Source organism: Nocardioides sp. zg-DK7169, assembly GCF_013155365.1.
Classification (GTDB): Bacteria; Actinomycetota; Actinomycetes; order Propionibacteriales; family Nocardioidaceae; genus Nocardioides.
In genome coordinates, this window is record NZ_JABJRA010000002.1 from 204,798 (window position 1) to 218,866 (window position 14,069).

The 14,069-nt window shown below is 74.7% G+C and carries 15 protein-coding genes; 10 read left to right on the forward strand and 5 right to left on the reverse strand.

Annotation, left to right across the window (positions count from 1 at the left end; all coding sequences use genetic code 11):
* The first annotated feature begins 5 nt into the window (after positions 1-5).
* Both HOQ23_RS03625 and HOQ23_RS03630 read left to right on the forward strand, forming a co-directional pair.
* Positions 6-1,574, forward strand: a complete 1,569-nt coding sequence (locus HOQ23_RS03625; protein WP_172211930.1) for a M17 family metallopeptidase — start codon at positions 6-8, stop codon at positions 1,572-1,574.
* Positions 1,571-1,909 (forward strand): hypothetical protein, encoded by a 339-nt coding sequence (locus HOQ23_RS03630; protein ID WP_172211932.1) that lies wholly within the window; start codon positions 1,571-1,573, stop codon positions 1,907-1,909. Before HOQ23_RS03625 ends, HOQ23_RS03630 begins: the two co-directional genes overlap by 4 nt.
* Here HOQ23_RS03630 and HOQ23_RS03635 read toward each other — a convergent pair.
* On the reverse strand, positions 1,895-2,353 hold the full coding sequence (locus HOQ23_RS03635; RefSeq protein ID WP_172211934.1) for a MarR family winged helix-turn-helix transcriptional regulator: 459 nt from the start codon (positions 2,351-2,353) through the stop codon (positions 1,895-1,897). The two genes, HOQ23_RS03630 and HOQ23_RS03635, sit on opposite strands and share 15 nt — an antisense overlap.
* 59 nt (positions 2,354-2,412) lie before the next feature.
* Between HOQ23_RS03635 and HOQ23_RS03640 the strand changes: the two genes are divergently transcribed.
* On the forward strand, positions 2,413-4,536 hold the full coding sequence (locus HOQ23_RS03640; protein ID WP_172211936.1) for an MMPL family transporter: 2,124 nt from the start codon (positions 2,413-2,415) through the stop codon (positions 4,534-4,536).
* Between the two features lie 123 nt (positions 4,537-4,659).
* Here the strand turns inward: HOQ23_RS03640 and HOQ23_RS03645 are convergent, their stop codons facing one another.
* A complete protein-coding gene (locus tag HOQ23_RS03645) occupies positions 4,660-5,265 on the reverse strand; it encodes an O-methyltransferase (RefSeq protein ID WP_367650356.1) in 606 nt (201 codons plus the stop codon).
* 347 nt (positions 5,266-5,612) lie between these two features.
* Between HOQ23_RS03645 and sigE the strand changes: the two genes are divergently transcribed.
* The 3 genes from sigE to HOQ23_RS03660 all read left to right on the forward strand — a co-directional run bounded on the left by sigE (position 5,613) and on the right by HOQ23_RS03660 (position 8,068).
* A complete protein-coding gene (gene sigE / locus HOQ23_RS03650; protein WP_172211938.1) occupies positions 5,613-6,248 on the forward strand; it encodes an RNA polymerase sigma factor SigE in 636 nt (211 codons plus the stop codon).
* Positions 6,245-6,706: an anti-sigma factor gene (locus tag HOQ23_RS03655; RefSeq protein WP_172211940.1), complete on the forward strand. Its 462-nt coding sequence runs from the start codon at positions 6,245-6,247 to the stop codon at positions 6,704-6,706. The genes sigE and HOQ23_RS03655 overlap by 4 nt, the downstream gene beginning before the upstream one ends.
* A gap of 69 nt (positions 6,707-6,775) precedes the next feature.
* Positions 6,776-8,068, forward strand: a complete 1,293-nt coding sequence (locus HOQ23_RS03660) for a trypsin-like peptidase domain-containing protein (protein ID WP_172211942.1) — start codon at positions 6,776-6,778, stop codon at positions 8,066-8,068.
* A 42-nt stretch (positions 8,069-8,110) separates the two neighbouring features.
* Here the strand turns inward: HOQ23_RS03660 and HOQ23_RS03665 are convergent, their stop codons facing one another.
* Positions 8,111-8,359, reverse strand: coding sequence for a helix-turn-helix domain-containing protein (locus tag HOQ23_RS03665; RefSeq protein ID WP_172211945.1), 249 nt, complete (start codon positions 8,357-8,359; stop codon positions 8,111-8,113).
* Between the two features lie 99 nt (positions 8,360-8,458).
* Between HOQ23_RS03665 and HOQ23_RS03670 the strand changes: the two genes are divergently transcribed.
* Together HOQ23_RS03670 and HOQ23_RS03675 are read left to right on the forward strand one after the other, a co-directional pair.
* A complete protein-coding gene (locus tag HOQ23_RS03670) occupies positions 8,459-9,121 on the forward strand; it encodes a hypothetical protein (protein WP_172211947.1) in 663 nt (220 codons plus the stop codon).
* A complete protein-coding gene (locus tag HOQ23_RS03675; RefSeq protein WP_172211949.1) occupies positions 9,118-10,401 on the forward strand; it encodes a hypothetical protein in 1,284 nt (427 codons plus the stop codon). The genes HOQ23_RS03670 and HOQ23_RS03675 overlap by 4 nt, the downstream gene beginning before the upstream one ends.
* Here HOQ23_RS03675 and HOQ23_RS03680 read toward each other — a convergent pair.
* Both HOQ23_RS03680 and HOQ23_RS03685 read right to left on the reverse strand, forming a co-directional pair.
* Positions 10,364-11,737: a hypothetical protein gene (locus HOQ23_RS03680; protein ID WP_172211951.1), complete on the reverse strand. Its 1,374-nt coding sequence runs from the start codon at positions 11,735-11,737 to the stop codon at positions 10,364-10,366. The two genes, HOQ23_RS03675 and HOQ23_RS03680, sit on opposite strands and share 38 nt — an antisense overlap.
* 1 nt (position 11,738) lies before the next feature.
* Positions 11,739-12,104: a hypothetical protein gene (locus HOQ23_RS03685; protein ID WP_172211953.1), complete on the reverse strand. Its 366-nt coding sequence runs from the start codon at positions 12,102-12,104 to the stop codon at positions 11,739-11,741.
* Positions 12,105-12,262: 158 nt separating this feature from the next.
* Here HOQ23_RS03685 and HOQ23_RS03690 point away from each other — a divergent pair, with 158 nt between their 5' ends.
* Positions 12,263-13,708: a wax ester/triacylglycerol synthase family O-acyltransferase gene (locus HOQ23_RS03690; RefSeq protein ID WP_172211955.1), complete on the forward strand. Its 1,446-nt coding sequence runs from the start codon at positions 12,263-12,265 to the stop codon at positions 13,706-13,708.
* Positions 13,705-14,043 (forward strand): hypothetical protein, encoded by a 339-nt coding sequence (locus tag HOQ23_RS03695; RefSeq protein WP_172211957.1) that lies wholly within the window; start codon positions 13,705-13,707, stop codon positions 14,041-14,043. Before HOQ23_RS03690 ends, HOQ23_RS03695 begins: the two co-directional genes overlap by 4 nt.
* The last annotated feature ends 26 nt before the right edge of the window (positions 14,044-14,069 follow it).

Sequence of the window (14,069 nt, forward strand, 5' to 3'; positions counted from 1 at the left end):
GGTCGTTGACCACACCTGCACGGTCGTCCTCCGCTCGGACCACCACCGTCCTCCCCGCGCAGCCCTCGCCCCCGCAGTTCGCCCTCAGCGAGCAGCGGCCGAGTGCGGTGCGCGGGGTGGACGTGGTGGCCGTACCGGTCCTTCCGGCCGAGGGTGCCGGCAGCGTCCTGCTGGGCCCCGGGGGTGAGGAGCTCGCCGACCTGCTCGGCATCGACCTCCTCGCCGTCCTCGACGGGGAGCGCGCCACCGGTGCCGCCGGTGAGGTGACTGCGCTGCCGGTCGCCCCCGGTGGTCCAGACAACCCCGAGCTCCGCCTCGTGCTGCTCGTCGGGGTGGGCGCCGCTCGCCCCGCCGACCTGCGACGCGCGGGTGCGGAGCTGGCGCGCGCCGTACGCCGCCGCGAGGCGGTGGCCACGTCGATCCCTGCGGTCGCCGGGCCCGAGGGCCTCGAGGCGTTCGTCGTCGGCGCCATGCTCGGCTCGTTCGTCTTCCACTGGCGCTCGACCCCGCCCGAGGAGCCGCCCGTCGCCCGGGTGGTCCTGGCCGGGATCGCGGGTGCCGACGAGCCCGCCCTGCGCCGCGCGATCGCGATCGGCGGCGCGAGCTGGCGCTCGCGTGCGCTGGCGACGGTCCCCTCCAACCTCAAGAACCCCGCCTGGCTGGCCGAGCAGGCCGTCGCAGTGGCGGCCGAGGCCGGTCTCGACGTCACCGTCTGGGACGAGCAGCGCCTCGCAGCCGAGGGCTTCGGGGGCGTCATCGGGGTCGGTCAGGGCTCGGCCACGCCGCCGCGCCTGATCCGCCTCGACTACGAGCCCCGCAAGGCGGGCCGGCGTACGCCCACCGTCGTGCTGGTCGGCAAGGGGATCACCTTCGACACCGGTGGGCTGTCCATCAAGCCCGCCCAGGCCATGACGAACATGAAGCGCGACATGACCGGCGGCGCCGTGGTGATCTCCACGATGGCCGCCCTGCGCGACCTGGACTGCCCGGTCCGCGTGATCGGGCTGGTCCCCGCGGCCGAGAACGCCGTGTCGGGCACCTCGATGCGCCCCGGCGACGTGGTCCGCCACTACGGCGGGCGCACCAGCGAGGTCACCAACACCGACGCCGAGGGCCGGCTGGTCCTCGCCGACGCGCTGGCCTACGCCGTCGCGGAGCTGGACCCCGCGGTCGTCGTCGACGTCGCCACGCTCACCGGCGCGATGAAGGTCGCGCTGGGCCAGCACCTCGGCGGCTTCTTCGCCAACCACGACGTCCTCGCGGCCTCGATCGAGGCTGCCGGCCTGGCCTCGGGCGAGGAGCTGTGGCGCTTCCCGCTGGCGTCGGTCTACGAGGACAAGCTGTCCTCCAAGGTCGCCGACGCCGACAACGCCGCCGGGGGCCCGGGCGCGATCACCGCCGCCCTGTTCCTCCAGCACTTCGTCGGTGAGGTCCCGTGGGCCCACCTCGACGTGGCCTCCGTGGGCGACGCCCCGGAGGAGCGTCACGAGTGGACGACCGGCCCGACCGGCTTCGGCGCGCGAGCGCTGTTGCAGTGGCTGGGCGGGGAGTCACCGCTGGCGGGCATCGAGTGAAGGGCCTGACCGTGCGCTGGCCGCTGGGGAACGCCCCGGCCGGCGTCGGTCAGGACCTCGCCCACCACGTGGCGAGCAGCGGGCACGCCAGCTCCACCGGCCGGTCCGGGCTCCGCTTCAAGGTGTGGCGCACGGTGCCGGGGGAGTGGTTCGAGGCGGTCTACGTCTTCGTCTCCGTCGAGGCCCGAGCGGCCTTCCAGTCCCATCTCCTCGAGACCGTCGAGGACTCCGAGGTCTCCCGGATCGTCGGCAGCCCGCCGGTCCTGGTCGAGCCCTGCGAGGTCGTGGGGGTCGCCGAGGGCTGGGACGGGTTCGAGCCCTCAGCGCGCGGCTGACGGCGGGTCGTCGAGCAGCGTCTCCAGCGCGCGCTGGGCGCCGCGCAGGTAGCGCTCGACCACGGCCAGCTCCTCGGGGCTGAACTCCGCGTCGAGCTCGCGCATCTTGCCCAGCATCGGCTCGAGCTGGCCGCGCACCTCGACCCGTCCGCTCTGGGTCATGTGCACCTCGGTGCGCCGGCGGTCGCCGACGTGCGCCCGTCGTACGGCGTGCCCGCGGCCCACGAGCCGGTCGACGATGCCGGTGGCGGCCGGGGTGCTGACCTCCAACAGGCGCGCCAGCTCCGCAGGCCCGCGCACGCCGGTGGACAGATGGTCGAGCGCGAGCAGCTCGGTCTCGCTCAGACCGGCTCGCCGGGCGAGGTGATGACGCACCCGGCCGCTGAGCGCCATCAGGTCGCGCAGCGCGGGGATCGGGCCGGTCAGGTACGACTGTTCCCGCATTTGCTCACCTCCTTAGTATCTAAGTTAGCGAATCATCACGAAGGATGCAGGGGGAGCTCATGGAAGACGCCGACGCCCGCACCGGGCAGGCCCCGGGCGGCCGGCTGACCCGGCTGATCGCCGGGCGTCGTACCGCTTGGCTGGTGGCGCTGCTCCCGCTGCTGCTGGGGGTGCTGATGCTCGGCCTCGTCGGCGAGGGCGAGCGGACCCGCACCGACGTGGACGCGTTGCCGGCCGGTCAGGACAGCACCTACGCCACCGAGCTCCAAGAGCAGCTTCCCGACGAGGGCGCGAGCAGCGCCGTCGTCGTCTTCAGCGCCTCCGGCGGGGGAGAGCTGGACGCCGCGACGCTGAAGCAGCTGCGCGGGATCGCCTCGGACGTGAAGGCCGCTCCGGTCGGCCCCGACGGCCCGCTGCAGGTCTCCGAGGACGGCACCGCCGCGATCGCGATCGTGCCGGTCAAGGCCACCACGTCGGACGAGAACTCCGACGTCGTCATCGACCTGCGCGACCGCCTGGCCGAGCAGGTCCCCGACGGCGTGCAGGAGGAGGTCACCGGTCCGGCCGCCGTCCGCGCGGACCTCGCGGAGGTCTTCGCCGGCGCCGACGTACGCCTGCTGCTCGCGACCGTCGCCATCGTCGCGGTGCTGCTGGTGATCACCTACCGCAGCCCGGTGCTCTGGCTGGTGCCGATCATCGTGGTCGGCGTGGCCGACCGGGTCGCGGCGATCCTCGCCACCCAGGTCCTGGCCCGTCTCGACGTGGCGTGGGACGAGTCCACCGTGGGGATCTTGTCGGTGCTCGTCTTCGGCGCCGGCACCAACTACGCGCTGCTGCTGATCTCGCGCTACCGCGACGAGCTGCGGCGTCGCGAGTCCCGGCACGACGCGATGCGCATCGCGCTGGGCCGCACGGCGCCGGCCGTGCTCGCCAGCGCGACGACCGTCGTCCTCGGCGTGCTCACGCTGCTGCTCTCGCTCACCCCGACCACGCGTGGGCTCGGCCTGGCGACCGCGATCGGCATCGTCGTCGCCGTCTTCGCGGCCCTGGTCGTGCTGCCGGCGGCACTGGTGCTGTTCGGTCGGTGGATCTTCTGGCCGAAGGTGCCGCGCGTCGGCGAGCCGGCGCTGGTCGAGAGCACCACGTCCATCTGGGCGCGGATCGGTCGCCAGGTCGCGCGCCGTCCGGCGGCGTTCGTCGTCGGGTCGCTGGTCCTGCTGGCGCTCCTCGCCACCGGCGTGCTGGGCGTGCAGTCCGGGCTGGACACCGAGGACCAGTTCCTCGACGAGCCCGAGGCGATCACCGCGCTGCAGCGGGTCGGCGAGTCCTTCCCCGCGGGGCTGGTGGACCCGGCCCGCGTGGTCACCGCCGACGACGACCCCCAGGCGGTGCTGCGCACGATCTCCCAGACCGAGGGCGTCAGCGGCGCCCGGCTGACGGAGGAGGGCAACGGCGTCGCGCAGATCGAGGCGGTCCTGGCCGGCGACCCCGGATCCGCGGAGGTCCGTGACGGCATCGAGCGGCTGCGCGACCGGCTCGCGGACTTCGACGACACCCACGTCACCGGCACCGAGGCCCAGGCGCTCGACGAGAACACCGGTGCGGTGCGCGACCGCACGGTCATCCTGCCGCTGATCCTCGTGCTCGTCCTGGGAGCCCTGCTGGTGCTGCTGCGGGCCCCGGTGGCGGCGGTACTGCTGGTGCTGACCGTGCTGGCGACGTACGTCGCGGCGCTCGGCGCCTCCTGGTGGTTGTTCACCGGGCCGCTGGGCTTCGACGCACTCGACAACAGCACGCCGCTGCTGTCGTTCCTGTTCCTGGTGGCGCTCGGGGTGGACTACAACATCTTCCTCGTCACCCGCGCCCGGGAGGAGGCGCGCCGCCACGGCCCACGCCGAGGGATGCTGCGCGCGCTGACCGCGACCGGCGGCGTGATCACCAGCGCCGGCATCGTGCTCGCGGCTGTCTTCGCCGTCCTCGGCGTCCTGCCGCTGGTGGTCCTGGCGCAGATCGGCACCGTGATCTGCATCGGCGTCCTGCTGGACACGCTGCTGGTGCGCACCGTGCTGGTGCCCGCGCTCGCGCTGCTGCTGGGCGACCGCTTCTGGTGGCCGCGCCGCTTCCCCGACGAGGCGCCGGCGGGCGACCCGGAGGGGGCGCCGCAGGCCGCGCCGGCACGCTGAGCCCGGCGCGCGCCAGCGCCTGAGCAACGAGAGAGGCCCGCAGGTCCCGTCCGGGACCTGCGGGCCTCTTCGTCTCGTCCGGCGCCGCCACGAGCGCCGACTCGGCGAGGGGAGCGGGTCCCCTCAGTGGGTCTCGGGGTTCCACTCCTTCTTGGCGAGGAGCAGGCCGTCGCCGACGGGGAGGAGGAGGGAGACGAGCTCGTCGTGGGCGGCGATCTCGCGGCCGAGCTCGCGGATGGCGACGGTCTCCTCGTCGCGCTGCGAGGGGTCGGCGACGCGGTCGTGCCACAGGGCGTTGTCGAAGGCCACCACGCCGCCGGGGCGCAGCAGGCGCATCGCCTCGGCGAGGTAGGCGGAGTACTCCGTCTTGTCGCCGTCGCAGAAGACCAGGTCGTAGTGGCCGTCGGTCAGCCGGGGGAGCACGTCGAGCGCGGCACCGGCGATGGTGCGGGCACGGTTCGTGGGGATGCCAGCCTCGGTGAAGGACTGGCGCGCGAGGCGCTGGTGCTCGGTCTCGACGTCGACGGTGGTGAGCACCCCGTCGGCGCGCATGCCGCGCAGCAGCCACAGTCCGGAGACGCCGGTGCCGGTGCCGACCTCGACGACGGCGCGGGCCTCCAGGACGGAGGCGAGGAAGCGGAGCGCGGCACCGGCGCCCGACCCGATCGGGACGACACCGACCTGGGCGGCGCGGGCGCGCGCCGCGGCGAGGACCTCGTCCTCGGGCACGTAGGTCTCGGCGTGAGCCCAGCTCGTCGCCTGGACGGGCTTCGTCGGCGGGGTGGTGGTGATGTCGGCCTCCTGGGTACGGCGCCGGCCCGGACGCGGGCAGGTCGCGGACGTGCACGCTCACCGTACCGGGCCGGGCCGGAGGGGCCCCGGGAACACCGGCGCCGTGTCGTTCGTTGTCCGCCACGAGACCCGGCCCGGGTCTCGTGCCCCTACGGGCTGGTCCCCGATGCGATGCCGGTCAGGTTCCTTTCAGATTCCGTTCAGGCTCCACCACTAGCGTGAGGCAGGTCGGCCACCCAGTGCGGACGAGGTACGCGACCGAGTCGCGCGGCGAAGGAGCAGCGATGGACATCGACCAGGACCGCGACGTCGAGCGAGCCGGCGAGGTGCCCACCTGGGACGAGGTCGTCGAGCGCCACTCCGACCGCGTCTACCGCCTGGCCTACCGCCTCACCGGCGACCGCCACGACGCCGAGGACCTGACCCAGGAGGTCTTCGTCCGGGTCTTCCGGTCCCTCTCGAGCTACACCCCGGGCACCTTCGAGGGCTGGCTGCACCGCATCACCACCAACCTCTTCCTCGACCAGGCCCGCCGCAAGCAGCGGATCCGCTTCGACGCGCTCTCCGACGCCCGCGCCGACCGGCTCACCAGCAGCTCCCCGCCGCCCGAGGCGGCCTACACCGAGCAGCGCTTCGACGACGACGTCGAGGCTGCGCTCGCGACGCTGCCCCCGGGCTTCCGCGCCGCGGTCGTGCTCTGCGACGTCGAGGGCCTGGCCTACGAGGAGATCGCGGACATCCTGGGCGCCAAGCTCGGCACCGTCCGTTCGCGCATCCACCGCGGCCGCGCCATGCTGCGCACCGCGCTCGCGCACCGCGCGCCGACGGCCGGCCGGACCCGCTACTCGGGACCGACCACCGACCTCCCGGCGCCGGCCGAGCTCACCCCGGGATTGCTGGGACGGGGGCGGACGCGGTGATCGGTCACCTCGGGAACCGGGTCAGCGCGCTGCTCGACGGCCAGCTCAGCGAGGCCGAGGCCGAGCGCGCCTGGGCCCACGTGCACCAGTGCCACGGCTGCCGCGACCAGGTGGAGCGGGAGGGCTGGGTCAAGACCCGCCTCGCCGGCCTCGCCCTGGGTGCCTCCGAGGCCCCCGACGGGCTGAAGGGCTCCCTGCGCGGCGCCCCGCTCGGCGTGCCCCCGGGCGACGCGTACCTCGCGCTGGCCACGGCACCGTCCCGGCGCCCCCGTCGTACGACGCTCGTCGCGGTCGGCGGCGGCGCGCTCGGCGTCGCGGTCGTGGGGGTGCTGGCGCTCGGGACCGGCCCCGCCTCGGCTCCCCAGGTCGACAGGTCCCCGGCCCCCGCGTCGGTCACGAACGTCACCCCGTCGCCGGCGTACCCGGCCCCGCCCGGCCCGCTGCGCCGCTATCCCTGAGCACCGCTGAGCCGCTCGCGGTCGCCGACCGCGGTCCCGCGATTTCGCGGTGCGGGTGATGATGGCTGGGTGAACCCGCACGACGAGCCCACGCCTCGGCCCGCAGCCGGCGAGGGCGAGCCCACCCAGCCGATCCTCCCGTCGTCCCCGCCGCCGACGTGGACGCCGCCCGCGGGGCCGCCGCCGTCGGCGCCCCCGGCTCCGTGGACCGGGTACGGCACCCCTCCGTCGGCGCCGCTGCCCGTGGCCCCCGCTCCGCGTCGTCCCCGCCCCAGCGGCTGGCTGTGGCCGGCCGTGACCGTGCTGGCGCTCGCCGTCGGCGTGCTCGGCGGGTACGGCGGCGCCGTGCTCCACGACGAGCTGGCCGAGCGCGACCCGGGCACCGTGAGCGCCGGGCTCGCCGGGGTCGACCTCGTGGAGCTGCCGCCGCTCGACGGCGACGACGGCTCGGTCGCCGCGGTGGCCCAGGAGCTGTTGCCCAGCACCGTGCAGATCCTGGCGGAGCTGGAGGGTGAGGGCGGCGCCACCGGGTCCGGCTTCGTGCTGGACCGGCAGGGCCACATCGTCACCAACAACCACGTCGTCGCGGACGCCACCCGCGACGACGCGATCGAGATCGTCGACCAGGAGGGCAACCGCTACGCCGCCGAGATCGTCGGGCGCAGTCCGGTCTACGACCTCGCGGTGCTCTACTCCAAGGAGGCCGAGGGCCTCACCCCGGCCGCGCTGGGCGCCTCCCAGGCGCTGCGGGTCGGCGAGACGGTGGTCGCGATCGGCTCGCCCCTGGGGCTGAGCTCGACGGTCACCGCCGGCATCGTCAGCGCCCTCCAGCGCCCGGTCACCACGGGCGGGTCGGCCGACGACTCCTCCTACATCAACGCCGTCCAGACCGACGCCGCGATCAACCCCGGCAACTCCGGTGGACCGCTGGTCAACCTGCGCGGCCAGGTGGTCGGGGTCAACTCCGCGATCGCCACCACCGGCGGCACCCTGCTCGGCAGCGAGTCCGGCAACATCGGCGTCGGCTTCGCGATCCCGATCGAGCAGGTGCGGACCACCGCCGACCAGATCCTGCGCACCGGCAAGGCGCGCTACCCGGTGATCGGCGCGAAGGTCCAGACCGGTCGCCGTGAGGGCTCCGGCGCCGAGATCGACTCGGTCATGGCCGGCAGCCCGGCCGAGGACAGCGGTCTCGAGGCCGGTGACCTGGTCGTGGAGATCGACGGCGAGCGCGTCACCGACGGCATCGCCCTGATCGTGGCGATCCGCACCCACCAGCCCGGCGAGACCGTGGAGTTCACGGTCATGCGCGACGGCCGCGAGCGCCAGGTGGAGGTCCGCCTCGAGTCCGAGGTGGGCTGAGCCGGACGTCGCCGCCGCCGGCGGTCGAGGGCCCGGACCCGCTCAGGGACGGGGCTCCGGTCCCGGCTCCGGCTCGAGGAACGGGTGCTCGTCGACGAACGTCCGCGTCTCGGCGTACATCCGCTGGATGAACTCCTCGAGCTGGCTGTCCTCCACCCGCCACTGGCCGCGCCCGCCGATCTTGATGGCGGGCAGCTCGCCCCGACGCACGAGGGCGTAGACCTGCGCGCTCGAGGTGTTGAGCACCTCGGCCACGTCGGCGAGGGTGAGGAACCGGGGGGTGCCTGCCATGAGCACATCGTCGCACCAGGTCCGCCCCGACGGCGGGGTTCCCCCGACCCTGTGGAGGAGCAGGTGTCCGCGGAGCGTGCGCTGGGCATGATGGGCGCCGTGTCCAGAGCGCCACGCCAGGTGTCCCCGTCCGCCGTCCCGGTGGCGACGCGCAGCCGTCGCCCCGGGTGGCGCGACCCGCGCCTGTGGGCCGGGGTCGCGGTGGTCGCGGTGTCCGTGGTCGTGGGCTCGCGGGTGCTGGCCGCCGCGGACGACCGGGTACCGGTCTGGGCGGTGTCCGCCGACCTGGGTGCTGGTGCGGTGCTGACCGCGGACGACCTGGTCGTGCACGAGGTCGGCTTCGCCGACGGGGCCCACCTCGAGGGCTACTTCGGCGCCGACGAGGAGGTCCCCGCCGACCTGAGGCTGCTGCGCCCGGTGGGCGCCGGCGAGCTGCTGCCGCGCTCGGCGGTGGGGGCCGCGGACGAGACGAGCACCGTGCACGTCCCGGTGGCCGTCGACCAGGTGCCGCCGGCCGTCGGGCCCGGCTCGACCGTCGACGTCTACCTGGTCGCCGGTGCCGGGGCGGACCCGGCGACCACGGCCGCGGGGCCCGCCCTCGACGACGTGGCGGTGGTCGAGGCGCCGGCGCCCGACGACGCCTTCGCGGCCGGTGGCCGGCGCCAGCTCGTGCTGGCCGTCGACGAGACCGACGTGGCCGGGTTCTTCGACCGGCTCGGGCGCAGCGGCGACGCGGTCGTCACCGTCACCCTGGGCCGGTGAGCGTGCGCGCGCCGGTCGTCGTCCTCGTGGTCGCGGCCGGCGCGGCGTGGGAGCCGCGCGCGATGACGCTGCTCGGGGAGGCGCCCGGGGTGGTCGTGCTCAAGCGCTGCGTGGACGTCGACGACCTGCTCGCCGCCGCGTCGGCGGGGCAGGCCGACGTCGCCGTCGTCGGGCTGGACGCGCCGGGCCTCGACGGCCCCGCGGTGGAGCACCTGCGCGCCCACGCCGTCCGCACGGTCGCGGTCGTGCCGCGCACCACCACCGCGGACGCCGCGCGCCTGCACGCCGTACGCCTCGGGATCGCCTCCGCGATCGGTGAGGACGGCCTCGAGGAGCTCCCCGGTGCCGTGCTGGCCGCGGGGGAGCCGGGCCCGGCCCGGCCCGGCGAGGCCCAGGACGGCGCCGTGCCGGAGGACGCCGACGCCGGCGACCGTACGCCGCGGGACCCGGCGGCGCCGGGCCGTGTCGTCGCGGTCTGGGGGCCGGCCGGTGCCCCGGGGCGCTCCACGGTCGCGGTCGCCCTGGCCGCCGAGCTCGCCCGCCGCCAGCTGCGCACCGTGCTGGTCGACGCGGACCCGCAGGCCGCGAGCGTCGCCCAGCAGCTGGGCATCCTCGACGAGGTCTCCGGCCTGCTCGCCGCCGCCCGGCTCGCCTCGGCCGGGCAGCTCGCGGAGCGCTTCGACACCGTCCAGCGGGCCCTGGACCCCTATCTCTCCGTCGTCACCGGGCTGCCCCGGCCCGACCGCTGGATCGAGGTGCGGCCCGGGGCGCTCGAGGTCCTGCTCGACGTCGCCCGGGCGGCCGGGCAGGTGGTCGTCGACACCGGCCCGAGCCTGGAGGGCGACCCGCACGGTGACCTCGGGCCGCGGCCGGCCCGCCACCAGCTCACCCTCGGGGCACTGGGGGCCGCCGACGAGGTGGTCGTGGTCGGCACCGCGGACCCGGTCGGGCTGGCCCGGCTGGCCCGCGGCCTGGTGGAGCTGCGCGAGAGCGGCGTCACCGCCCCGCTGCGGGTGGTGGTCAACCGGATGCGCGGCACCCTGGGCTGGTCCGAGCGCGACGTGGGCGCGATGGTCTCGGGCTTCGTGCCGCTGGCCGGGCTGCACTTCCTTCCCGAGGACCGCGCCGCGACCGACCGGGCCCTGGTCACCGGGCGCACCGTCCCCGACGGCGGCGACTCCGCGCTGGCGCGAGGGATCGGCGTCCTCGCCGACGCCCTGCTCGGGGCGCCGGCGAGAGGCGTCAGGACGCGAAGAGCAGGTAGAGCCCGCCTGCGGTGAAGGCCACCATCGCGAACAGCAGCGGCAGCTGGCCGACCAGCTGGTGGCGCGGCGGAAGCAGCCGGATCGCCCGGTCGTGGGCGGCGACGACGCCGAGGAGGTGCCCGATCACCACCGCGACGACCTTGAGGTTGGCGATGAAGGTCGGGTGCTCGGCGAGGCCGTAGTTCACCTTCCAGTCACCGGTGCCGAAGAGGTTGCTGCCGTTGCTGAGCGGGTCGCTGGCCTGGATCAGCGTCAGCTGGCCCATCTCCACCAGGTAGGTGAAGTAGTGCGCGACGATGTAGCCGACCACGATCGGCACGATCGAGTGCGCGAACTGGTCGGGCAGCGCGCGGCGTACCGCCCACCGGGTGCGGGGGCCGCTGTGCGGGTCCACCCGGACCCCGGTGGCCATCGTGGCGAGCACGAAGATCGCCAGGACCAGCAGCACCAGCGCGAGCAGCCCGAAGGTGCCGATCCACTCGCCCAGCCAGGGTGTCGTGCGGATCGTCTCGTTGTTCTGGATGAACTTCAGCCAGTAGGTGCTCTCCCGGAAGGAGTCGTACGCCGTGCTGCCGAACAGCACCGACACGACGGCGACGAGCCCGGGACCGACCTCGACCGAGTCGAGGTTGGACAGCGGGGTGCGCACCAGCAGCCGGCCCTCGCGCACCGCCCAGATCGACAGCTTGCCCACCAGCGTGGAGTAGACCTCGAAGGGGTCGGCGCGCTCGTAGAACCGGTTGCCGAACAGCGCGCCGCCCACGAGCATCACCGCGACGTACACCGCGCACCACAGGCGCACCGGCCCGAGCTCGGTGGAGTAGACGTAGGCCAGCTCCAGCCACACGAACGCGAACAGCCCGACCGCGGCGGGCCAGTAGCCCAGCCGGGCGGGGTACTCCATCAGGCCGCGCTCGGGGTCGGAGCCGGTGAGCCTGGCGAGGAGCAGGTTGATGGTGCGGACCGGGCTGATCGCCTTCCAGACCGGACCGAGGAGGAACGAGGCGGGCACCAGGCCCACCCACCACCAGACGTAGAAGATCCCGAAGATGGGGTTGGTCAGCAGGTTCTGCCCGAACAGCGCCGCGGTGGCGGAGAAGAGGAACAGCGCCATGCCGAGGGTCCGGGCGGCGACGCGGAACGGCGTGGACAGCACGACCCGGCTCAGCAGCTCCGGGGCGGGTCGCCCGCTGGCGGGGCCGTCGAAGCGCGGCGTGCGCCACGCGACGGCGAGCACGGTGAAGGAGAGCACCAGCGCCGCGACCGCGCCGGCGATGGCCAGCTCCGGTGAGATCGGCAGGTCCTTCGCCCCGCCGATCCCATGCGCCAGTGTCAGCCCGTCTGCGGGCACCTCAGCGGATCTCGAGCAGGACGACCACGACGTCGGGGTCGTGGGTCTCCACCTCGATGCGGCCCGGCGACTCGTCGAGGTCGAGCGCGAGCGTGCTGATCCCCTTGTCGTAGGGCAGCGTCTGGCCGTCGCCGTCGGTGTGCACGTGCAGCTCGCCCGGCTTGTCCGCGTCCATCAGGAACTCGACGTCCTGGCCCTGGGCGAGCTGGACCCGCTCGCCGTTCGGGGTGACGGTGCCGTCCTGGATCGTGACCTCGATGACCTTCGGGTCCGCCGGGTCGGCGGGGTCGCTGTCGTCCTCGCCGCCGCAGGCGGCGAGGAACAGGCAGGTCGCGAGGACCGCAGGGATCGCGATCGAACGGCGCATGGGGGACACTTCCTCGTTGTCGTGGTGAGCGTGGTTCTCCGCGGGCGTGTGCACGTGTCGGACGGCTGCTGCGCCGACCCGGTCCCGACGTCTGCCAGAATCCCATGCGGAGCAAGCGGGGGTCCCGGTGGCCCGGTCGGCGAGGGAAGGGCGTGGCGATGGGCGAGCGACTGCGTCCGCGGGACCTGGCGCTGCTGGCCGAGGAGACCCCGTCGACCCCGATGCACAACGCGACCGTCGAGATCTTCGAGCCCGGCGAGAGCGGGTTCGACCACGAGTGCCTCCTGCGGCTGATCTCCGAGCGGATCTCCTTCGTGCCGCGCTACCGCCAGCGGCTCCAGACGGTGCCCGGGCGGCTGGCCAACCCGGTCTGGGTCGACGACCCGCACTTCGACCTGGAGTTCCACGTGCGGCGCTCGGCGCTGCCGCGTCCCGGCACCGGTGACCAGCTGCGCGAGCTGGTGGCGCGGATCGTGTCGCGCCCGCTGGACCGCAACCGCCCCCTGTGGGAGGTCTACTTCATCGAGGGCCTGGACGGCGGCCGGGTCGCGCTGCTCTACAAGTCCCACCAGGTGCTCGTCGACGGGGTGGAGACCGTCGAGCTCGGCCAGGTGCTGCTCGACACCACCCCCGAGCCCAAGGAGCTCGGCACCGACGTGTGGCGCCCGCGCCGGCGCCCCTCGCCGGCGTCGCTGGTGCTGGGCGCGCTGCGCGACAACGTCCGCGACCGCACCACGATCCTCGACACCGCCCGCAGCCGCGCCGGCGAGCTGTTGCGCAGCGCCGACGACTCGGCCCAGCGGGTGGCTCGCGTCGCCACCGGTCTCTCCGGCCGGCCGCCCGAGCGGGTCGGCCCGCTCGGCGGCGTGCTCTCGCAGCAGCGCCGCGTGGTCGGGGTGGTGCGCTCCCTGGAGGACCACCGCCGGGTGCGCGCCGTGCACGGCGGCACGGTGAACGACGTGGTGCTGGCCAGCGTCGCCGGTGGGCTGCGCACCTGGCTGATGAACCGTGCGGAGTCGCTCGCCGGCGTGCGGCGGGTGCGCGCGGTCGTCCCGGTCTCGGTCATCGACGAGGAGCTCGAGGCGACCTCGCTGGGCACGCAGATCGCCGCGCACGAGGTCGACCTCCCCGTGGGCGAGCCCAGCGCGGTGGTCCGCCTGCACCAGGTCTCCTACTCCTTCCGCGTGCACCACGAGACCGGCCGCGGCGTCGCGGCCGACCGGCTCGCGGGCATCGCCGGCTTCGCCCCCGCCACCTTCCACGCCATCGGCGCCCGGGTGGCGGGGGCCGAGCGGCGCCGCGGGTTCCACCTCACCGTGACCAACGTGCCGGGCCCGCAGGCCCCGCTGTACGCCGCGGGCGCGCGCATGGTCGCGACCTACCCCGTCCCGTCGCTGCTGCCCGGCCAGGCGGTGGCCGTCGGCGTCACGTCGTACGACGGGCAGGTGTACTACGGCATCACCGCCGACCGCGACCTGGTCCCCGACGCCGGTGTGCTCGCCCAGTCGATCGGCGAGGCCCTCGACGAGCTCGTCGAGACCACGACCGACGCGCGGCCGCAGGCCTCGCGCGGGCGGCGGCGCACCGAGAAGAGGAAGCCATGAGCACCCGCGTCTACGTCCCCACCACCCTCGAGCGGCTCGCGGCCCACGTGGCCGCGGGGGAGGTGCCGGCCGACGGCGAGCGGTTCGTCGCGCCCGACGAGAGCGAGGAGGGCGAGTACGCCGCCCTCACCGAGGCCGCGCTTGCCTCCGCGGAGCTGGGCGGCGAACGGCGCGTGGTGCTGGTCGCCGAGGTGGGCGACCCCGACGCGCCGGTGCCGCTCGCGGACCTGGTGGCCGTGCACGTGGATGTCGCCGCCGAGCCCGACCCGGACGAGGACCTCGCCTGGTTCGCCACCCAGGAGATCCCGCACCTGCTCGACGGCTCGGCGTTCTGAGCGAACCTGTCACCGGGCGGAGCCGG